At 34.3% G+C, this 20,875-nt stretch carries 19 protein-coding genes; 11 read left to right on the top strand and 8 right to left on the bottom strand.

What is annotated here, in order from left to right; all coding sequences use genetic code 11:
• Window positions 1-95: 95 nt before the first annotated feature.
• The 3 genes from pyrF to RMO83_RS08335 form a co-directional block, all read right to left on the bottom strand.
• On the bottom strand, window positions 96-914 hold the full coding sequence (gene pyrF / locus RMO83_RS08345; RefSeq protein ID WP_310559220.1) for an orotidine-5'-phosphate decarboxylase: 819 nt from the start codon (window positions 912-914) through the stop codon (window positions 96-98).
• 306 nt (window positions 915-1,220) lie between these two features.
• Window positions 1,221-2,297, bottom strand: a complete 1,077-nt coding sequence (gene prfA, locus RMO83_RS08340; protein WP_310559219.1) for a peptide chain release factor 1 — start codon at window positions 2,295-2,297, stop codon at window positions 1,221-1,223.
• 51 nt (window positions 2,298-2,348) lie between these two features.
• Window positions 2,349-2,522 carry a hypothetical protein gene (locus RMO83_RS08335; protein WP_310559218.1) on the bottom strand — a complete coding sequence of 58 codons (174 nt, stop codon included), beginning with the start codon at window positions 2,520-2,522 and terminating at the stop codon, window positions 2,349-2,351.
• A 242-nt stretch (window positions 2,523-2,764) separates the two neighbouring features.
• Between RMO83_RS08335 and RMO83_RS08330 the strand changes: the two genes are divergently transcribed.
• From RMO83_RS08330 to RMO83_RS08315, 4 genes are all read left to right on the top strand, one after another.
• Window positions 2,765-3,367: a DUF6088 family protein gene (locus RMO83_RS08330; protein WP_310559217.1), complete on the top strand. Its 603-nt coding sequence runs from the start codon at window positions 2,765-2,767 to the stop codon at window positions 3,365-3,367.
• Window positions 3,364-4,374 (top strand): nucleotidyl transferase AbiEii/AbiGii toxin family protein, encoded by a 1,011-nt coding sequence (locus RMO83_RS08325; protein ID WP_310559216.1) that lies wholly within the window; start codon window positions 3,364-3,366, stop codon window positions 4,372-4,374. Before RMO83_RS08330 ends, RMO83_RS08325 begins: the two co-directional genes overlap by 4 nt.
• Before the next feature lie 268 nt (window positions 4,375-4,642).
• Window positions 4,643-6,322: a phospholipase D-like domain-containing protein gene (locus RMO83_RS08320; protein WP_310559215.1), complete on the top strand. Its 1,680-nt coding sequence runs from the start codon at window positions 4,643-4,645 to the stop codon at window positions 6,320-6,322.
• A 151-nt stretch (window positions 6,323-6,473) separates the two neighbouring features.
• Complete coding sequence (locus RMO83_RS08315; RefSeq protein WP_310559214.1) at window positions 6,474-7,109, top strand: SLATT domain-containing protein; 636 nt, start codon at window positions 6,474-6,476, stop codon at window positions 7,107-7,109.
• A 99-nt stretch (window positions 7,110-7,208) separates the two neighbouring features.
• On the opposite strand, the gene RMO83_RS08310 is transcribed toward RMO83_RS08315, so the two are convergent.
• Window positions 7,209-8,399, bottom strand: coding sequence for an AAA family ATPase (locus tag RMO83_RS08310; RefSeq protein ID WP_310559213.1), 1,191 nt, complete (start codon window positions 8,397-8,399; stop codon window positions 7,209-7,211).
• A 274-nt stretch (window positions 8,400-8,673) separates the two neighbouring features.
• Here RMO83_RS08310 and RMO83_RS08305 point away from each other — a divergent pair, with 274 nt between their 5' ends.
• Together RMO83_RS08305 and RMO83_RS08300 are read left to right on the top strand one after the other, a co-directional pair.
• Window positions 8,674-8,997, top strand: a complete 324-nt coding sequence (locus tag RMO83_RS08305) for a hypothetical protein (RefSeq protein WP_310559212.1) — start codon at window positions 8,674-8,676, stop codon at window positions 8,995-8,997.
• An 85-nt stretch (window positions 8,998-9,082) separates the two neighbouring features.
• Entirely contained in the window at window positions 9,083-9,901 is an 819-nt protein-coding gene (locus RMO83_RS08300) for a DUF6929 family protein (protein ID WP_310559211.1), read from the top strand.
• A gap of 54 nt (window positions 9,902-9,955) precedes the next feature.
• On the opposite strand, the gene mtaB is transcribed toward RMO83_RS08300, so the two are convergent.
• From mtaB to RMO83_RS08280, 4 genes are all read right to left on the bottom strand, one after another.
• Window positions 9,956-11,341 (bottom strand): tRNA (N(6)-L-threonylcarbamoyladenosine(37)-C(2))-methylthiotransferase MtaB, encoded by a 1,386-nt coding sequence (gene mtaB / locus RMO83_RS08295; protein WP_310559210.1) that lies wholly within the window; start codon window positions 11,339-11,341, stop codon window positions 9,956-9,958.
• Window positions 11,342-11,435: 94 nt separating this feature from the next.
• Window positions 11,436-12,638 (bottom strand): ATP-binding protein, encoded by a 1,203-nt coding sequence (locus RMO83_RS08290; RefSeq protein ID WP_310559209.1) that lies wholly within the window; start codon window positions 12,636-12,638, stop codon window positions 11,436-11,438.
• 172 nt (window positions 12,639-12,810) lie between these two features.
• Complete coding sequence (locus RMO83_RS08285) at window positions 12,811-13,986, bottom strand: GlmU family protein (protein ID WP_310559208.1); 1,176 nt, start codon at window positions 13,984-13,986, stop codon at window positions 12,811-12,813.
• Window positions 13,987-14,199: 213 nt separating this feature from the next.
• Window positions 14,200-14,451, bottom strand: a complete 252-nt coding sequence (locus RMO83_RS08280) for a type B 50S ribosomal protein L31 (protein ID WP_143391223.1) — start codon at window positions 14,449-14,451, stop codon at window positions 14,200-14,202.
• A 245-nt stretch (window positions 14,452-14,696) separates the two neighbouring features.
• Between RMO83_RS08280 and RMO83_RS08275 the strand changes: the two genes are divergently transcribed.
• The 5 genes from RMO83_RS08275 (at window position 14,697) to RMO83_RS08255 (ending at window position 20,636) form a co-directional block, all read left to right on the top strand.
• Window positions 14,697-15,224, top strand: coding sequence for a DUF4199 domain-containing protein (locus tag RMO83_RS08275; protein ID WP_310559207.1), 528 nt, complete (start codon window positions 14,697-14,699; stop codon window positions 15,222-15,224).
• A gap of 7 nt (window positions 15,225-15,231) precedes the next feature.
• Entirely contained in the window at window positions 15,232-16,185 is a 954-nt protein-coding gene (locus tag RMO83_RS08270) for a glycosyltransferase family 2 protein (RefSeq protein ID WP_310559206.1), read from the top strand.
• A gap of 96 nt (window positions 16,186-16,281) precedes the next feature.
• Window positions 16,282-18,009: a phospho-sugar mutase gene (locus tag RMO83_RS08265; RefSeq protein ID WP_310559205.1), complete on the top strand. Its 1,728-nt coding sequence runs from the start codon at window positions 16,282-16,284 to the stop codon at window positions 18,007-18,009.
• Window positions 18,009-19,838, top strand: coding sequence for an ABC transporter ATP-binding protein (locus tag RMO83_RS08260; RefSeq protein WP_310559204.1), 1,830 nt, complete (start codon window positions 18,009-18,011; stop codon window positions 19,836-19,838). The genes RMO83_RS08265 and RMO83_RS08260 overlap by 1 nt, the downstream gene beginning before the upstream one ends.
• 96 nt (window positions 19,839-19,934) lie before the next feature.
• Window positions 19,935-20,636 (top strand): hypothetical protein, encoded by a 702-nt coding sequence (locus RMO83_RS08255; RefSeq protein ID WP_310559203.1) that lies wholly within the window; start codon window positions 19,935-19,937, stop codon window positions 20,634-20,636.
• The last annotated feature ends 239 nt before the right edge of the window (window positions 20,637-20,875 follow it).

Here is a 20,875-nt window from a genome sequence, read left to right as displayed (position 1 = left end):
TCTATTGTTGGTAAATATATATCAAAATTTCTATAGTTTTGACTATCAAAAATCAAAAAATGTCACGCGAGCCAAAAGGTGAAATGGTGAAGCAATCAAAAATCTTGTAAAATTCCTTCCATTTCCTGTTGCATCTTCAAAGCTTCTTCCCTAGCCTTTTCGGCAAAATCAGTTCCATTCGAGGCATAAATAATCGCCCGCGAAGAATTAATTAGCAAGCCAACATTAGCATTCATTCCGTATTTGCAAACTTCTTGAAGACTTCCGCCTTGTGCGCCGACGCCAGGAACCAGTAAGAAACTATCTGGGACAATCTTCCGAATTTCGGTAAAATATTCCGCTTTCGTCGCGCCCACAACATACATTAAGTTTTCAGAATTTTTCCAAGTTTTTGAAGTTTCTAAAACCTGTTTGTACAATTCTTTTCCGTCCACAGTCAAAGTCTGAAAATCAAAAGCGCCTTCATTCGAAGTCAAAGCCAATAGAATCGTGTGTTTATTTTCAAAAGCCAAAAACGGCTCCACCGAATCTTTTCCCATATAAGGCGCAACAGTCACGCTGTCAAAGTTCAAATCCTCAAAGAAAGCTTTGGCATACATCGATGAAGTATTCCCAATATCCCCGCGTTTAGCATCAGCAATTGTGAAGATGTCAGGATAAGTCTCATTAATATAATCAATGGTTTTTTGCAAAGACTGCCAACCCTTAATCCCATAAGCCTCATAAAAAGCGATGTTGGGTTTGTAAGCCACAGTTACATCGTGAGTCGCATCAATTATCGCTTTATTAAATTCGAAAATCGGGTCTTCGAGGTCCAATAAATGTTTCGGAATTTTATTCAAATCAACATCCAATCCTACGCAGAGGAAGGATTTCTTGATTTTGATTTGGTGGATTAGTTGTTGGGTAGTCAAGACGGTTTATTGTTTGTGGTTTATTGTTCTGTTGTGGGGCAAAGTTAGTTTAAAGTTTTTTAAACACAAAGGCACGAAGTATGCGCAAAGTTCACAAAGAAAAAATGCCAACCTTTTCCAGATTGACATTTCTTTATACATTCACTTTGAGTGCAACTAAATTTTTATTTTTAAACGCATAGAAACATAGTTTTTATACAATTTAAAAAAGGCATTTCACTTTAATATAGTCAATCATAGCTATGATAACCCAAGAATTGGGCTATCCCTTTCTTTTTTTCTATGTTTCTATGCGTTTAATTTATTTTAAAAAACCTCACTCGCTTCTTTCAATTTCTCCATATTGTTCACCAATTGCAATTCGTCAACAATTTTCTGGATATCGCCATTCATAATATTTCCTAAATCGTACAAGGTCAAACCAACTCTGTGATCTGTCACACGACCTTGCGCATAATTGTACGTTCTAATCTTAGCCGAACGGTCACCCGAGCTCACTTGCGACGTACGTTTCGTAGCATCTTCCGCTTGTTTTTTGGCCAATTCCATTTCGTACAAACGAGAACGCAAAACCGTTAAGGCCTTGTCTTTATTCTTATGTTGCGATTTCTGATCCTGACATTGCGCTACTAATCCTGTTGGAATGTGCGTCAAACGAACCGCCGATTTCGTGGTATTTACCGATTGTCCTCCAGGTCCTGACGAACAGAAGAAATCCACACGCACATCGTTCATATCAATTTGTACATCAAATTCTTCCGCTTCCGGAAGCACCATAACCGTTGCTGCCGAGGTGTGAACACGCCCTTGAGTTTCCGTTTGTGGTACCCGTTGTACGCGGTGAACACCTGCTTCAAACTTCAAAGTTCCGTAAACATCTTCGCCAGTAACTTCAAAAATTACCTCTTTGAATCCACCCGAAGTTCCTTCGTTCATATCCACAACCGAAGTTCTCCAACCCATTCCTTCGCAATATTTGGTGTACATTCGGAACAAATCTCCAGCAAAAATACTCGCTTCATCGCCACCCGTTCCGGCGCGAATTTCGACCATCACGTTTTTAGCATCTTCCTCATCTTTCGGAATCAACATAAACTTGATTTCGTCTTCTAATGATGGTAATCTTTCTTTGGCTTCTTCGAGTTGCATCTTGGCCATTTCGACCATATCCGCATCACTTCCGTCAGCAATTATTTCGTTGGCTTCCTCAATATTGGCTAAAACTAAAATGTATTCTTCTCTTTTCTCCACCAAAGCTTTGATGCTTTTGTATTCCTGATTCAGTAGCACATAACGCTTTTGATCGGCAATCACATCGGGTTGAATCACCAAATCCGAAATCTCGTCGAAACGCTGCTTTACATATTGAAGTCTATCTAACATATTCTTATTCCTTTTATTTGGAGTGCAAATTTAGTGAAAAGATTGTAGACTTTAGATTGCAGATTTTAGATTTTTTTCAGGAGCCATTTCCTGCTGTCCGCTGTATCTTTTTCTAGTCTCGTTAAAAAAAAACGAGGCCAGAAAAAGGATGCCGCTTCCATCAGGGCTAGGGAATTGTGCTAAATTCACGTTTGTGATTATAGAAAGACCTGTAAAAAAAGACATAAACCCTAAAAGAATTTGTCACAAAAAATGGTCTTATTTGTGACGAAATCAAGAATTTCAAATACAAGAATAAATTTCAAAAAAAACTTTAATTTTTGTCGCAAATTTATCCTAAATGTGCGACAATAAAGTAATCATAAAACCATAACTTAAAGGAGTTTAAAGAAATGTAAACTGTTTTTAAACAAAACACTTTAACGTCACAAATATTTACTATATTTGTGACATAAAATCACGCTAAAATGAAGGAAATTGCGAAAGAAACTATCCTTTTAGAAATCAAAAAATACCGAAGAGGCATCCTTTTTTTTACGGAGAATTTCATCTCTAAAAGCAATGCCAAAACGGTAAACAAAACCCTAGAACGATTAGCAGCTAGTGGAGAAATTACACGAGTGGCACTCGGAATTTATACGCGACCCAAAAAGAGTCGCCTTTTTGGTTTTGTATTACCTAGTGCTGAAGAAGTCATTCGGGCTATTGCCAAAAGAGATAAAGCACGTATTGTACCAACAGGCTATTTGGCCTTAAACAAATTAGGACTTTCCACACAAGTTCCTATGAAGTTAGTCTATCTTACCGATGGTGCAGCACGAAAGATTGTTCTGGGTAAACAAACCATACTATTAAAGAAAGTAACGCCTAAAAATCTAACCGCAAAAGGAACCATCAGTAGTTTGGTGATACAAGCTTTGAAAGCAATTGGCAAAAACAAGATAGTCCCCGAAGAAGAAAATAAAATTATAACATTACTCCAACAAGAGAAACAAGACGTTTTAGAACACGATATGGCACTGGCTCCAGAATGGGCTAGAAAAATAATGAGAAAAGCATTAGTTAAATGAATAGAGAATACATTTTACACTGGCAAAAGTTATCAAAAACAGATAAACTTCAGATTTTTGAAGAAACCAAGAAAAAAACAGGGCTTCCCATTCAAGCGATTGAAAAGGATTGGTGGGTGACCCAAACATTGGGATTAATTTTTACAATGGATTGTGCACCGCACATTGTTTTCAAAGGAGGAACTTCATTAAGCAAAGCGTGGAATGCAATTGAACGTTTCTCGGAAGATATCGATTTGGCTCTAGATAGAAGATATTTAGGTTTTGATACCGAAATGAGCAAATCCCAAGTCACTAAATTACGTAAGGCTTCCTTCCAATTTATCTCTACCGTTTTTTTCTCTCAACTAAAAGACAAATTTGAAAAAGCAGGTTTTACCGATTTAAAAATACAATTAGCACCAACAAAAGATACCGACCAAGACCCCTTAATTATCGAAATCTACTATCCCGAACTAAGTCCAACATCAGCGTACCTAAAACCCCGTATATTAGTCGAAATTGGCAGTCGCTCTTTGATGGAACCTTGTTCTCCAAGAGTATTTTCTTCTTTTGTAGGAGCACATTATCCTAATCAATCTTTTGCTGACCAGCCCATTACGGTAGCAACCGTAAATCCAGAACGCACCTTTCTGGAAAAAGTATTTCTTTTGCACGAAGAATTTCAAAAACCTACGGATAAAATTCGCACGGATAGATTGAGCCGACATCTGTACGATTTAGAAAAACTAATAGATACCCCTTATTTTGAAAGAGCCATTTCAAATGATTCTTTATATCAAGGAATTGTAAATCACAGAAGCACCATTACTCCTATTAGAGGCATTGATTATACGAATCATTCGCCATCAAAAATCAGTATTATTCCCCCAGCAAGCAAGCTAAAGGAATGGCAAAAAGATTACGAAATAATGCAACAAAATATGATTTACGGCAACTCGCTTTCTTTTGAAAAATTGATGGAAAGAATATCGTGGATACAACAACAAATCAATGCCAAAAAATAATCCTTCGATCGTCTCTTCGAGTGGTCCCGCTTTTGGGCGGGATTGTATCGAGAAGTATACAAAACTAGAGTTCTCGATACATCCCGATTGTATCGGGACACTCGAACGGACGAATTGGAAACTAAAAAAATTACAAGAAAAAACACCCTTTTACGGTTTCCCGTAAAGTTCCTGATTAAAAAGGAGTTAATTTTGAAAATGTTATAAAATTTTATAGGAATTAATCAGTATTTTCGTTGTTAAGGATGTATATTTGAAAAACGAATAAATGAAAGCAACATTTTTAGGACACGGGCTTAATTCAGAAAACAAATTCAATGTTGGGAAACAAATTGTAGTTTCATTGGCTGACAATAAATATAATTGTTTTAACGGTTTTGTCGCTTTTGCTGCTATGTCAGGAGTTTTAACAATTCTAAAAAACTTGAAATTAGCTTCAAATAATTATTCTCAATTACGTTTTTTTATAGGAGTTGATAATATGGGGACTTCAAAGGAAGCTCTTGAACTTTTATTAAAAGAGAATATTGAGACTTATATATTTCATGACAAAAGAGATTACATAACTTATCACCCTAAAATATATCTTTTTGAAGGCCCTATTTTTACAAGAGTCATCATTGGTTCATCAAATCTGACAAATTCAGGAATTAAAACTAATATAGAGGCTTCTGTTCAAATTGATTTCAGAACCAAAACTGATAAACAAGGCGAAAAACTTCTTAGCGAAATTAAAACCAACTTCTCCGAATTACTAAACTTAAAATCTAAGCAACTTTCAAGATTAACAGCTGAATTAATTGAAAAACTTGTTTCAGACAATTTAGTCTACTCTCAAAAGGGAATAGGAAATTCGATAAAAGAAAATAAAATTAATGATGATGAAAATCCTGACGAAAATGGAACTCTAACAGTTACTGAATTTGATATTAATTCAGGTTTTGAGCAAATTACGACAGAATTAAAACCGCGAAATGTGAATTTTACTGATCGTGAATACGAAATTTTTGACTTGTTTATTGAGAAGTATATTACTTATACTAAAACTATAAATTCAAGTGGCGTTGTAAGTAACCATACAGATGATAGAGAACTATATAATTGGTATCGTAGAATGACCGATTATTTCAGAAATGACGAATTACCTGAGGAAATATTTGAGAGATTACTTGTTGTTGATTTTCCATTTGGCGAAGGTAAAGAGCGAAGAAGGTTAATGATTTGGAATAATAAATTTGAACAATTAAAAGTTTTTAAGAAATTGGTCGATCCATTTGGTAAGTTTACCCACGTGCCACAATTTAAAGACAAAAACAACAAATATTATCAATTAGGAACTTGGTGTGCAACGCAGAAACAAAGAAGAAAAGGTAATTACCCACCAAAATGGACAGATTATGAAGAAGAAGAAATGAATTCCATAAATTTTTTATGGGAAGCATTTAATATGGGAAGCAGACCAAAAGATGATGAATGGATAGACAATTTAGCCAGTTTAGAAAATTATTACAGTGAATCTGTAAACTATAAAACAGTACCACCCCAAACGACAAAAGTAGGTAAATGGCTTAATGATCAGATGACTTTAAAACTGAAAGGTAGTAGAGGTAAAGTTAAAAGGTTTCTATCTCCAATAAGAGAAGAAATGCTTGGAGACTTACTTTTAAGAAATGGAGTTGAATGGGAATGGGAAAAACAAAAACATAGAGAAAGCGTTGAAGAAACCATAAAAAATTGGAATGAGTTACAATTTATCGACTCTCAACCACCTAAAAAGAATATTACGGAAACAGAAAAGGATCTGATAACATCCTATAGAGATAAAGTTTCTTCGCTTAGACATAGAAGTAAAAAATGGCACAATGAGAAGAACAAATGGAAACTTGAGATTTTGGATAATACAGGTTTTCCCTATCCAAAACCAAATGAAAATGATTTAAACAGTTAAAAAACAAGTAATCAACAACCTACTCAACTGTCGGCCAATTTAGTAGAATTAGCATTTTTATCGTATTTTAAAATAAGGATTAATTCATCCTCGTAGTATCAGTAAAATTAAAGGTAGTATAACAATAACATAAAAACCATAAACATTTATCGTGGAAGGAAAAACTCACAAAGATTATCTAGATAAAACTTTTTTAGAAGAGTTAAATTACAAGATTTGGTCAACAAAAGGAAGTAGATTTAATGCGAGTACAAGACTAACAAAAATATCTCGGCTTTCTAATTTGTCTATTAGTATTCTTTCGGTTTATTTGACAGCAGTAGGATTACTTTCTGTATATAATATTAATTTCAATACTTTAAATGAAAACTTAATAGCATATTCTATAACTTGTCTTTCAATTTTAATATTAGTCTTTGGTCAGATTGAAAATGCTAAAGATTTCACTATGAAAGCTAAGGAATTTCATAATTGTGGTCTAGAACTTTCTAAAATTTATAATGAACTTAGGATATACAAAACAATGACTGAAAACCAAACTATTCAAGATAAAGAAAAGTTTACTAGAGAGCTTTCAGATGCTTATCAGAGAGTTTTAGAAAGACACGAAAATCATCAGCAAATCGACAATGACCGTTTTAAAACAACTACAGCTAAATATCATAATCTTTCAACATTTTCTGTTCTTAAAATCAAGACGGTTTATTATGTTCGAACTGCATTTCTATATCACCTTTTAATTGTTTTACCACCAGCTGTAATAATAACCTTATTATTAATCAAATAACCCCGCTCGGATATCCACAATCGCTAGCGCAGAATTACTTCGTCAGTTAGCTGTCGCTCGGGCGCATTCTGTGCCAACAAACGAGAGCAACAACCGAGACTAATACATAAACCCAAACAGCCAAACTGGAATTATAGTCCCATACCCTATTTCTATCATAGCTGCGGCAATGTAGGAATCTGGAATATCGACAATTTGTTTCCTGGTTTTGTTTTTGCCTCCTATCTCGAAAGTGTACTTTTTATTGACCAGAAAATCGGCTTGAGCCGACAGATTAATTTCGTGTAAATCCTTGAATTGATTTAGGAAAAACGTTTCTCTAACATTCCCAATATTGATATTCTCTTTGGCCAACGCATACATCAAATTGGTATTATTCAAAAACAATTTTTCGGATTTTGTCAACACGCCAATTCCAGAGGTGTCTTTGTATAATTCGTTTACTAATCCTGCACGGTCTAGAATTTTTATCGCCTGAATCAAAGTGTTTCTAGAAACGCCCACTTTTTCACTCAACTTGGTAATATTGGGTGTAAATGGCGCACTCGTTGCAACAGCTATCAATAATTTTTTCAGTTTGACCAAGGTTTCATAATTCAAATCTTCGACAGCATTAATATCTATTTCGATGATTAAATTTATTGTGTTGCGTAATTTTTGAGAATAATCATACTCACTTTCTTTAAAATACGGGTAAGCACCTATTTGCAAATATTTCGCAAAAAGCGGCAAGGGCTTCATCTCTTCCAGCATTTTTGAAGCTATTTCGTTGTGGTTACTCAAAATTTCTTCCAAAGAAAAAACGGGGAATTTGATATTGGTATCCAACTCAATAAATTCCCTAAAAGACAACTCCTTTAAAGTATAAGAAACTGCTCTTCGACTCAAATCGGATTCGGCTTTGTAAATTTCGAGCATCGAAGAAGAAGTAAAAACAATGTTTAAAGTGGGGAAATTGTCATAAATTAATTTGATCTCTCTAGACCAATTGGGATATTTATGTACTTCGTCTAACAATAAATGAGTGCCTCCAAATTTCACAAACAGCTTGGCCAAATCATATAATTTATTTTCAAAAAAATAAATATGATCTAAACTTACATAAAGCGTACTTTTTAGCGGTAATTTTCTTTTTGCAATTTGCAACAATAAAGTCGTTTTTCCTGAACCTCTAGCTCCTTTTACGGCAATTAATCGGTTATTCAAATCCATTTTTTCAATCAAATACCGCTGAAATTTCAAAGATACAAAAGCCATTTTTTCTTGAAATTCTAAAATAAGATCTTCCATAATGCTGTTTTTAAAAAGCAAATATAATTAAATATTGTTAAATATAAACAGCAATTTTATATATTTTTTGTTATGTCAAAACAACAATTTCTAAAATGTATTCCAACTCGCGCTCGTTTGCAACGAGTGTCCATTTTAATTTATAATACAACCAGAGCGTTTGCAACGTAGTTTTTTATACTTTTATCAAACTATAACCCTCGTACCACACGAAATAAAATTCGACCAAGTCAATCCTTTCGTCTGGTAAATAATAATTAAAAAGTAGAATCTTATGATCATATCCGTTACTAAAATCGAGTTAATTTCGTATTCAAAACTGATTGCTTTTTTTAAGTTCAATGGGCAAATCATCAAAGAGTTGCAACAAACCCAATGCAAAAAACACAAAGTAACCGGAAGTCCGAATTTGAAAGTTTGGTACACCATGACTTTATGGGAAAATGAAAAGGATATCAACGATTTTTATAAAAATGGCACCCATTTAGAAGCAATGAAACAATCCAAAAAATTCTCTTCAAATATTCAATCCCATCGGATACAAAGAGAAGATTTGATGCCTTGGAAAGAAGCAAAAAAATTGTTTGTCAAAAACTAATTTACCGCTCTGCGTTGCAATCTTTCAAATAAGCGAGGATTTTCAATTCAGTCAGGACTAAGCATTCACATTCAAAATAACATTTATGGAAAATTTCACACTCGAATTACAATTTCAAATCGCTGGCATTGGTTCTGCATCGGGACTATTTTACAAAAACAATTCCTTGTTTATCATTTCAGACAATAGCTCCTTTCTCTATGAATATTACATACAAGAAAAAAAATTGACCAAAATTCCAATCTTAGATAACGGCCAAGAAAACATCCCCAAAAAGAATAAATTCGATTTTGAATCCATTGCTCTCAAAGGAAATAAACTCCATATTTTGGGATCTGGTTCCACATCAAAAAGAGAAAAAAGACTAACCTACAATCTTGAAACCAAAGAAGTAAATGAAAAAAGTTTGTCAAAACTGTACCAAAATCTAAAACAAACTGATTCCATTTCAGACGATGAACTCAATATTGAAGGAGCAATATTCTGCGAGGAAAATTGGCTTTTATTTCAAAGAGGAAACGGAGTCAATTCCAGAAACGGGATTTTTAAAACTAAATCACTCAAGACTGAATTTGACACTGAGTTTATCGAAGTACTATTGCCAAAAATCAAACACATAGAAACTTCGTTTACCGACGCCATTTTAGTGGAGGACAAAATTTATTTTTTGGCAACAGCCGAAAACACCACTTCTACTTATGATGATGGCGAAATTTTTGGAAGTATAATTGGTCGACTGAATAGCAAAACTTTCGAAATCGAGTTCACACAAAAAATCTCCGATTCCCATAAATTTGAAGGTTTAACACTTTACTCTAAAACCGAAACCGAAATCCAATTTCTTATTTGCGAAGACAATGACACCGAAGTTTTAGAAACAAATATTTATAAATTGACTTTATAAAAAAGCCTCCAGCCTTTGCCAGACTGGAAGCTTTGGAATGTTTGTAATTATTTCTTAAACTTCTACATTCAAACCCGAGACCGCAGGTCGAACAGACGAAGTAAACTCCATTCTCACACTCCCATCTTCATCAATTTTTGTCAAGTTGATTTCTTGTAAAGTATTGGCTAATGCTGGATTCCAAGGCGTTTTTACGCGAACATAATTTTCGGTAAAACCGTGAATGTATCCTTCTTTATTTTCGGTTTCGAAAAGAACGGTTCTTTTCGTTCCAATTTGGCTTTCATAAAACGCACGGCGTTTTTTTACTGATAATCCACGTAACATTTTACTTCTTTTTGCTCTAACATTGGCAGGAACAACTCCAGTCATTTCGGCCGCTTCGGTATTATCACGTTCAGAATAGGTGAAAACGTGCAAGTAGGAAATAGCCAAATCATTCAAAAAATGATAGGTTTCTAGAAAATGTTCATCGGTTTCACCAGGAAAGCCAACAATTACATCCACGCCAATACAAGCGTCTGGCATCACTTCCCGAATTTTATTGACGCGTTCGGTATAGACTTCCCGTTGGTAACGGCGTTTCATCAACTTCAAGATTTCATTGCTGCCAGATTGCAACGGAATATGAAAATGCGGCACAAAAGTTCGGCTTTTAGACACAAATTCGATGGTTTCATTTTTCAATAAATTCGGTTCAATGGATGAAATTCGCAATCTTTCAATTCCTTCTACTTTATCCAATTCTTGAACTAATTCCAAGAAAGTGTGTTCGTGTTTTTTATTTCCAAATTCTCCTTTTCCGTAATCGCCAATGTTTACGCCAGTCAAGACAATTTCTTTGATTCCTTGAACCGAGATTTCTTTGGCGTTCCTCAATACATTTTCCAATTCGTCACTTCTGGAAATTCCCCTAGCCAATGGAATCGTGCAATAGGTACATTTGTAATCGCAACCATCTTGCACCTTCAAGAAAGCACGTGTTCTGTCACCAATGGAATAACTTCCTACATAAAAATCAGCTTCTGCGATTTCACAAGAATGTACTTCACCAAAATCATTTTTGGATAAATCATTGATGTAATCGGTAATTTTAAACTTTTCGGTTGCACCTAAAACCAAATCAACACCATCAACAGCGGCTAATTCTTCGGGTTTTAATTGGGCATAACAACCAACGGCCGCAATAAAAGCTTTATCGTTTAATTTCATTGCCTTTCTAACAATTTGCTTGAATTGTTTATCGGCGTTTTCAGTCACAGAGCAAGTATTAATGACATACATATCAGCGACTTCTTCAAAATCGACACGGTCAAAACCTTCGTTTTGGAAATTTCTCGCAATAGTAGAAGTTTCGGAGAAATTCAATTTGCATCCTAAGGTGTAGAATGCCACTTTTTTTGCTTGGCTTGTTTGCGTAAGCTCGTATTTGTTTTCCATAAATAACCCAATTAATGAAATCGTTGTCAAAAAATTAAGTGTGCAAATTTACACATAAATAAAAAAACCTACAAGGTTTTATAAATCTTGCAGGTTAAAACATCAAATCCATTTTTTTCCACCACCAAAATTCCAATGGAAAATCAGGGTAATTTTGAACGAATTTATTGTATTTACTTAATTTTACTTCTTGCTCATTGAACTTTACTTCCACTGCAAAACCTTTCAAATAAGAACTTTCTATAACAAAATCAACTTCATTTCCGTCGGCGGTGCGCCAATATTTTATTTGATCTTGGTCAAACCTTTCGGAAAGCAATCGAAAAGATAGGTTTTCCAAAACCATTCCTTTATCAGCTCGCTGTTCTAAAGGTGAAAAATAATTGATCAATACGTTTCGCAAGCCCAAATCGTTGATATACACTTTAGGCATTTTTGTTAATTCTTTCCGCAAATTGTTGTAAAATGGTTTTACTAAAGTAATGTGGAAACATTTTTGTAAAATATACAAATAATTTTCAACCGTAGCATTGGTAATCCGTAATGTATTCGAGATTTCGTTTACATTTAGTAAATTTCCAGATTGACTGGCTAAAAGCATCAGCATTCGAAAAAACTTACTTTCGTCTGTAATTCCAGATTCTAGAATATCACGTTTAATAAATGAATCTCGAATGTCTTTGAGCAATTCTATTTTTTGATTGATATCATTTTCTAAAACCACAGCGGGATAACCACCATAATTTACAAATTCATCCATAAAGCCCCAAAGTACATTCTCTTGAATAGACTTTACTTTCTTCCTGTTTTTGAGTTTCAAGACTTCTTCGACCAAATCATTTCGCCCTTTAAAAAGTAAAAACTCTTCAAAATCGAGAGTTCCCATATGAAAAATTTTCTTTCTAACCACAAGCGAATCATTAAATTGCTTGTCAATATAAAATGCAGAACTTCCTGTGGCAACGATTTTTAATTTGTTTGAATATTCATCGAAAAGCAATTTAATAAAATTGGTTGCGTCATCGAGGTATTGAATTTCATCAATAAAAACAATGATCTTTTTATCTTTTTGCAACGGACAAAGTTTGAATAAATTTTCTGGGCTTTCGTTTAATTCGTCTAAGATTTCTTTTCGGTCTAAATTCAAGAAATAAACCGCTTCGGCTTTTTGGTGCAAATCATCATACAATTGTTTCAACAGCGTTGACTTCCCTATTTGCCTAGCGCCAATAAGAATTGTAAACTCTTTTTTTGAAAGATGTTCCGCAATTATGGTCTTTTTTTTTCGCTTTATCATCCCACAAAGGTACGACAAATTATAAAATATCCGATATTTTAAATATTTTTTTTAAAATTATCCGATAATTTACATTGTGCACTATATAAAATATCCGATAATTTACATTGTTGTGTATGTAAAATATCGGATATTTTAATTTAAACTAACGCTAAAAATGAAAATTTAAGACTTATTCATTCCTCCATTTTTTGGATTCCTCAAAAATGTGTTGCAAAATAGCAGCTTCTTTTTCATCGAAATCTACACTTCGTCGACTCATTACCAAACGAGCGGTTTGAAAAGCTTTTTTCGTAATGTAAGTCGTAAATCCTGACGCACCTCCCCAAGAAAAACTCGGTACAAAATTCCGTGGAAATCCAGATCCAAAAATATTTGCGCTAACTCCTACCACGGTTCCTGTGTTGAACATAGTATTGATACCGCATTTGCTATGATCACCCATCATTAATCCACAAAATTGAAGCCCTGTTTTTGCAAAACCTTCGGTTTTGTAACTCCACAGTTTGACTTCTTCATAATTGTTTTTTAGGTTGGAATTATTACTATCGGCACCTATATTACACCATTCCCCCAGCACAGAATTCCCTAAAAACCCATCGTGCCCTTTATTGGAATAGCCAAACAAAACGGAATTATTAACTTCGCCACCAATTCTGGAATGTGGCCCAACAGTCGTTGCTCCGTAAATCTTTGTAGCCAGCTTCACTACAGCTCCTTCACATAAAGCAAAAGGACCACGAATGACCGAGCCTTCCATTATTTCGGAATCTTTTCCTATATAAATGGGACCTGAAGAAGCGTTCAAGGTTACAAATTCCAGCTTTGCTCCTTCTTCAATAAATATATTTTCTTTGGAAATTACATTAACACTCTTCGGAATCGGTTGCGATTTTCTGTCCTCAGTCAAAAGTTGGAAATCTTGGCGAATCGCAGCATCATTTTTAGAAAAAATATCCCAAGTATGTTCAACTCTGATGCAATCGCCTTCAAATTCTATAATTTCATAAGTGTCAAAATCTACTCCTTCCTGATTTTCGTCTGTGTAAAACGCAATTACATCCTCTCCTTTAAAAATGGCTTGATTTGACGAAAGATTACTCACCATTTCCGCCAAAATTGTATTGGGAAGGAAGGAAGCGTTTATCATTACGTTTTCTTCCATTTCGACCATTGGGAATTTTTCGGATAAATATTCCTCGGTTAAAGTCGTCGTGGTAGATCCTAAACGTATTTCCCACTTTTGACGAATTGTCATAATACCAATAAGAATATCTGCAACTGGACGTGTAAAGGTAAAAGGTAGTAGTGCGTTTCTTGCAGGACCGTCAAAAAGTATATAATTCATTTCAGATTTCAGATTTTAGATTTTAGATTTTAGATTTTAGATTTTAGATTTTAGATTTTAGATTTCAGCAGTTTTGGACTGAAAAATGAAACTGAAATCTCTTGTTTGATATTGACAAAGTTACAAAGTTTTGGATAGCAATAAAAATAAAAAAACTCCCCAATTCCGAAGTTTCGGAAGGAGAGTTTTATATAATTTAAAAACCGATAAATATTATTTACCGTGTTTAGCGTATTTAGTTTTGAATTTATCAATACGTCCTGCAGTATCAATAAGTTTAGATTTACCTGTATAAAAAGGATGAGATGTTCTAGAAATCTCCATTTTCACAACTGGATATTCAACACCGTCAACAGTGATTGTTTCTCTTGTATCTGCAGTAGATTTAGTGATAAAAACGTCTTCATTTGACATGTCTTTAAAGGCAACTAATCTGTAATTTTCTGGGTGAATTCCTTTTTTCATCTTTATTTTTTTTATTTTTTTGAGTGTTTTAATTTTGAAGCTTTCCCGACTTTCGAAAAAGGTGTAAATGCAACTACCCGTTTTGTTTAAATCCTATTATTTATTTTGAGTTTGCAAATTTACACTAATTTTTCAATAATCAAATCTTTAAATTACTTTTTTTTCTAGGCGTAAAAAACGATTTTTACCCTTGAATAAATTGGGAATTGTTATATTTGTAGATTATTAAAAAAAAACTTTTGATTATGAATGAGATCATTAAGAAAAACGGCATTTCCTATGGAATTATTACCGGTGTAGTTAGCGCATTAATAACAACAGCTATTTATTCAATCGATTTGAATTTATTTGTAAAATGGTGGCTTGGAATTATAATTATCGCAGTTTATATTATTATTGGAATAATTTTATTAGCAAAAACTAAAAAAGAATTAAAAGGCATTTTCTCATTTAAAGAAGCTTTTACAACTTACTTCATCTCTGCTGTGATTGGAATATTGATTTCTGTAGGTTTCAATATACTTCTTTTTAATTTTATAGACCCTTCGGCAAAGGATGCAATAAATGAAATTGTCATTAAATATACTGCCGAAACTATGCAAAAATTTGGAGCTCCATCATCTGCAATAAATGAAGCTGTCAAAAAAATGCAAGAAAGCAATCCGTATTCTACCATTGAATTAATTAAAGGATCTGCTTTTAGTATTGCTGGAAGTGCTCTTTTTGGGTTGCTATTGGCTTTAATCTTTAAAAGCAAACCTACTCAAGAATAAAAAATAAATGAATTTATCCATACTTATTCCGCTTCTTAACGAAGACGAATCAATCAAAGAATTGTACACTTGGATTATCTCGGTGATGAAGTCGAACAACTACTCGTACGAAGTAATTTTCATTGATGACGGAAGTTCTGATAATTCTTGGACAATTATCGAAGAATTAGCCTCCGAAAATTTGAATATCAAAGGCATTCGCTTTATGAAAAACTTTGGAAAATCACAAGCCTTGCACGCTGGTTTTGCCAAAGCTCAAGGCAATGTCATCATCACGATGGATGCTGACTTGCAGGACAGTCCAGAAGAGATTCCTGGATTATATGAAATGATTACTTCCCAAAATTTCGATTTAGTTTCGGGTTGGAAAAAGAAACGATATGATTCAGTTGTTGCCAAAAATCTTCCTTCCAAATTATTCAATTGGGCAGCCCGAAAAACTTCGGGTGTAGAATTAAATGATTTTAATTGTGGATTGAAAGCTTACAAAAATATAGTTGTAAAAAATATTGAGGTTTCAGGAGAAATGCATCGTTACATTCCGGTTTTGGCAAAAAATGCTGGGTTTGGAAAAATTGGCGAAAAAATAGTGCAACATCAAGCTCGGAAATACGGCGAAACTAAATTTGGAATGAATCGTTTTGTCAATGGTTTTCTGGATTTAATCACGATTTGGTTTCTTTCTCGTTTTGGAAAAAGACCAATGCACTTGTTTGGGGCAATGGGTTCTGTGATGTTTATGATTGGATTTATTGCGGCTGGTTTCATTGGTTTTATGAAACTATATAAGTTATATCACCGTTTGCCTTATGATTTGGTGACCAATAATCCTTGGTTTTACATTTCGCTAACCACGATGGTTTTAGGAACCCAACTGTTTTTGGCAGGATTTCTAGGTGAAATCATTTTGAGAACCAAGAATAATGAGGAACGTTATAAAGTTTCGAAGGAAATAAATTAACGGTGCCACAAATTGTGATACCATTAATTTTGAGGTCACAATTTGTGACCTCAAAAAATACTAAAGAAGACATACAAATTTTAAAAAATAGATAAAATGGAAATCAAACAAAACATTTTAGACGCAGTAAACGAATGGCTTACGCCAACATTTGACGCAAAAACACAAGAAGCAGTTATCGAAATGATGACTTCGTCGCCAAAAGATTTAGAAGAAAGTTTTTATAAAAATCTAGAATTCGGAACTGGAGGAATGCGCGGTGTTATGGGTGTTGGAAACAATCGTATTAATAAATATACCTTGGGAAAAAGCACCCAAGGACTTTCGGATTATTTGAAAATTGCATTTCCAAACCAGCCTTTGAAAGCCGTTATCGCTTTTGATTGTCGTCATAATAGTAAATCGTTGGCTAAACTGGTTGCCGATGTTTTCTCCGCAAATGGCATACAAGTGTATTTATTTTCGGATTTGCGACCAACTCCAGAATTGTCTTTTGCCTTAAAATATTTGGGTTGCCAATGCGGAATTGTACTGACCGCTTCTCACAATCCGCCGGAATACAACGGTTACAAAGTATATTGGCAAGATGGTGGACAAATCGTTCCTCCGCAAGATGGAGACATTATTAACACGATTGAAAATTTGAATTACAACCAAATCAAGTTTGAAGCTAATGAAAATTTGATTCAATATATAGACACTGAAATTGACCAAGCTTTCATCAAATCGACTATAGAGAATGCTAGTTTTGGAACTGCGGCTGAAGCCAAAGAAAAACTGAATATTGTTTTTACCTCCTTGCACGGAACATCCATAACATTGATTCCCGATACATTTGCGCAAGCCGGTTATACAAACGTGAATATTGTTGAAGAACAAAGAGTGCCAAATGGTGACTTTCCAACCGTAAAATCTCCAAATCCAGAAGAGCCAGAAGCATTGACCTTGGCATTGGCATTGGCAGACAAAACCAACGCTGATATTGTTGTTGGAACTGATCCAGATTGTGATAGATTGGGTGTTGCTGTTCGAGATAACGAAGGCAAAATGACCTTGCTGAATGGAAATCAAACGATGATTTTGATGACTGCTTTTCTATTGAAAGAATGGAAAAAAGCGGGCAAAATCAATGGAAAACAATTTGTGGGCTCGACTATTGTTTCCACTCCAATGATAATGGAATTGGCGACAGCATACGGCGTAGAATGCAAAGTAGGTTTGACCGGTTTCAAATGGATTGCCAAAATGATTAAGGATTTTCCTGAATTGGAATTTATTGGCGGTGGGGAGGAAAGTTTTGGTTTTATGGTAGGCGATGCCGTTCGTGATAAGGATGCCGTTGCAGCCACTTTATTAATTTGTGAATTGGCGGCTCAAGCCAAAGCAAGCGGAAGCTCAATTTATAAAGAATTACAACAATTATATGTAGAACACGGTTTTTATAAAGAACATTTGATTTCTCTTACCAAAAAAGGAATGGATGGTTTAGCCGAAATCAACCAAATGATGGTTACTATGCGTGAAAATCCGGTAAAAGAAATCAACGGGCAACGTGTGATTATGTTGGAAGATTATAAATCATCTGTTGCTAAAAATTTATTGACTGGCGAAGAAGAAACCATGAACATTCCAAAATCGGATGTGTTGATTTATTACACAGAAGATGGTTCTAAAATTTGTGCCAGACCAAGTGGCACCGAACCAAAAATTAAATTTTACATCAGCGTAAACACCGAACTGGACAGCATAGAAAATTTCACAAAAGTAGAAAGCATTTTAACCAAAAAAATAAATAACATTATTGTTGCAATGCAATTAAACTAATGGACAAAAATTTATTAAAACTAATTCCTTTTACAAAACCGTATCAATCTCACATCTTTTGGAATGTGACCTACAACATTTTGTATGCTTTTTTTAGCACCATTTCAATGCTAACACTGCTTCCAGTATTGCAAGTACTTTTTGGTAAAACCAAAACTATTGACAAAGCGCCAATATATACGGGTATTGGGAATATAAAAGACTATGGAACTGATTTATTATATTTTAAAATTTCTGAATTGACGAAAGAAAGTGGCCCACAACTGGCTCTTTTATTAGTGGTTTCATTGGTAATTACCACTTTTTTGTTCAAAAATTTATTTAATTACTTGGCATCCCATCATATAATGCACCTCAAAAATGGCGTGTTGCGAGATTTACGAAAATCAATGTATGATAAAATCGTTGAATTGCCCATCTCCTATTATTCTGAAAAAAGAAAAGGCGACATTATGGCTCGAATGCTTGGCGATGTCAATGAAGTTCAAAATTCATTTTTTTCAGTATTGGAGCTTGTGGTCAAAGAACCTTTAACAATAGTTTTTGCTGTAGTTACAATGTTTTTCATAAGCGTGAAACTAACGTTGTTCGTTTTGGTCTTCATTCCTCTTTCAGGATTAATAATTTCAAAAATTGCCAAAAATTTGAGAGCTCAATCCTTGCAGGCACAAAAAGAAAGTGGTTTCCTTATTTCAATTGTAGATGAAAGTTTAGGCGGTTTAAAAGTGATAAAAAGCTACAATGCCGAAGCTAATTTCAAAAGCAGATTTAACGATTCGGTAACTCGATTATTGAATTTATCAAACAGCATTGGAGACAAAAATAATTTAGCAACACCCTTGAGTGAATTTTTGGGCATTACCACTATTGCGGCCTTGCTTTGGTATGGCGGAAATTTAGTTCTAATTGACAAAACCCTTGACGGCGCAGCTTTTATCGTATACCTCACCTTAGCCTTTAACATTCTTACTCCTGCCAAAGCCATTTCAAAAGCATCGTATGCAGTGAAAAATGGGTTGGCTGCAGCTGAACGGGTTTTTGAAGTTTTAGAAGTCGAAAACGAAATTACGTCCAAGGAAAATGCAGTTGCCAAAACCACTTTTGAAGACAAAATAGCATTAAAAAATATCAATTTCAAATATGAGGAAGAAGCGGTTTTAAAGGATTTTTCACTCGAAGTTAAAAAAGGGCAAACCGTTGCACTCGTTGGACAATCTGGAAGCGGAAAAAGTACGATTGCCAATTTATTGACTCGTTTTTACGACGTGAATGAAGGCACGATTTCCATTGATGGCATTGACATAAAAGACCTTAGTTTACATTCGCTGCGTGGTTTGATGGGATTAGTAACGCAAGACAGCATATTGTTTAATGACACTATAAAAGCCAATGTTTCATTAGGGAAATTGGACGCATCAGACGAAGAAATTATCGAAGCTTTGAAAATTGCCAATGCTTATGAATTTGTAAAAGATTTGCCAAACGGAATTCACACCAACATTGGCGATAGCGGAAACAAACTTTCGGGTGGGCAAAAACAACGATTGTCCATTACACGAGCCGTTTTGAAAAACCCACCGATAATGATTTTGGATGAAGCTACATCGGCATTGGACACTGAAAGCGAAAAATTTGTACAAATCGCACTCGAAAATATGATGCAAAACAGAACTTCAATTGTGATTGCACACCGCCTTTCGACCATTCAAAAAGCGGACAAAATTGTGGTGATGCAAAAAGGAAAAATTGTGGAGCAAGGAACTCACGAAGAATTAATTGCGCTGAATAGAACCTATAACAAATTAGTGACATTGCAGTCTTTTGAATAATCTGACTTAATGGTACGCTGATAAAACGGATTCGCTTTGCGAAGACACAGATTTTGACGGATTTTTAATTTTTAATTCTAAATTTTGATTTAAAAAATGTACCTCAATAACAAAAACATCAAGCTTCCAGAAGACCCTAACACTGTTGTTTGGAAATACTTGGACTTGTCTAAGTTTCTTGATTTGTTGATGTCACAGAAGTTATTTATGTCTCGTTCCGATAAATTTGAAGACCAATATGAAGGTACTTTTAGCGAACCAACTTATGAAGAAATTAAAAAATTATCCATCAACAATCCCGAATTTTTACAATATTACAAATCGCATCGCGAAAAAGTAGCTGTTAGTAGTTGGCATATCAACGAATACGAATCGTTCGCCATGTGGCAAATTTTCACTCAAAACAGCGAAGGTTTAGCCATTCAATCTACGATTGGAAGATTGCAAAACGCACTTATCCCCGAAAAAAAATACGATCAATACATTGGCGAAGTCAACTACATTGATTACAAAAAAGAATACATTCCGTTTGACGATATGTTCTTTCCTTTTTTGTTCAAGCGAAAAAGTTTTCAGTACGAAAGAGAGGTTCGCATCATTTCGGATGTTACCCAAAGCAACATTAAATTGAATGATGGGCTAAAAATAAATGTGGACATCAACCAATTAATCGAAAAAATCTACATTCATCCTAAATCCGAAAACTGGTATAAAAACCTCGTGATTCAATTAGTAAAACAATTGGGTTTTGATTTTACGATAGAAAAATCAGACTTGGAGAGTGATATTTTGATATAAGGTTTAGTGAATTATTTTCCTTTTACTAAACTTTATCAAAAAAAAATAAAAGTATGATTATAAAATAAGCTAGAAAATACCACATAAAAAAACCTAATTTTAGACTGCCCCCAAAAAGTTAGACACTATTTGGGGGTATTTTTATGGAAAGAAAAGTCAAGTATGATTATGCATTTAAGCTTGAATGCGTAAAATTAATTTTAGAAAAACATTACTCTTGTAATTATGTTTCTACACAA

This window comes from Flavobacterium sp., assembly GCF_031423415.1.
In the GTDB taxonomy this organism is placed as follows: Bacteria; Bacteroidota; Bacteroidia; order Flavobacteriales; family Flavobacteriaceae; genus Flavobacterium.
Note: the sequence above shows the minus strand (reverse complement) of the source record. Positions and strands in the feature narration are given on the sequence as shown.

Coding starts and splice junctions, on each gene's coding strand:
- prfA (WP_310559219.1), bottom strand. CDS start 2,297: ATGTTAGATAGACTTCAATATGTAAAGCAGCGTTTCGACGAGATTTCG.
- RMO83_RS08335 (WP_310559218.1), bottom strand. CDS start 2,522: ATGTCTTTTTTTACAGGTCTTTCTATAATCACAAACGTGAATTTAGCA.
- RMO83_RS08330 (WP_310559217.1), top strand. CDS start 2,765: ATGAAGGAAATTGCGAAAGAAACTATCCTTTTAGAAATCAAAAAATAC.
- RMO83_RS08325 (WP_310559216.1), top strand. CDS start 3,364: ATGAATAGAGAATACATTTTACACTGGCAAAAGTTATCAAAAACAGAT.
- RMO83_RS08320 (WP_310559215.1), top strand. CDS start 4,643: ATGAAAGCAACATTTTTAGGACACGGGCTTAATTCAGAAAACAAATTC.
- RMO83_RS08310 (WP_310559213.1), bottom strand. CDS start 8,399: ATGGAAGATCTTATTTTAGAATTTCAAGAAAAAATGGCTTTTGTATCT.
- RMO83_RS08305 (WP_310559212.1), top strand. CDS start 8,674: ATGATCATATCCGTTACTAAAATCGAGTTAATTTCGTATTCAAAACTG.
- RMO83_RS08300 (WP_310559211.1), top strand. CDS start 9,083: ATGGAAAATTTCACACTCGAATTACAATTTCAAATCGCTGGCATTGGT.
- mtaB (WP_310559210.1), bottom strand. CDS start 11,341: ATGGAAAACAAATACGAGCTTACGCAAACAAGCCAAGCAAAAAAAGTG.
- RMO83_RS08290 (WP_310559209.1), bottom strand. CDS start 12,638: ATGATAAAGCGAAAAAAAAAGACCATAATTGCGGAACATCTTTCAAAA.
- RMO83_RS08285 (WP_310559208.1), bottom strand. CDS start 13,986: ATGAATTATATACTTTTTGACGGTCCTGCAAGAAACGCACTACTACCT.
- RMO83_RS08280 (WP_143391223.1), bottom strand. CDS start 14,451: ATGAAAAAAGGAATTCACCCAGAAAATTACAGATTAGTTGCCTTTAAA.
- RMO83_RS08275 (WP_310559207.1), top strand. CDS start 14,697: ATGAATGAGATCATTAAGAAAAACGGCATTTCCTATGGAATTATTACC.
- RMO83_RS08270 (WP_310559206.1), top strand. CDS start 15,232: ATGAATTTATCCATACTTATTCCGCTTCTTAACGAAGACGAATCAATC.
- RMO83_RS08265 (WP_310559205.1), top strand. CDS start 16,282: ATGGAAATCAAACAAAACATTTTAGACGCAGTAAACGAATGGCTTACG.
- RMO83_RS08260 (WP_310559204.1), top strand. CDS start 18,009: ATGGACAAAAATTTATTAAAACTAATTCCTTTTACAAAACCGTATCAA.
- RMO83_RS08255 (WP_310559203.1), top strand. CDS start 19,935: ATGTACCTCAATAACAAAAACATCAAGCTTCCAGAAGACCCTAACACT.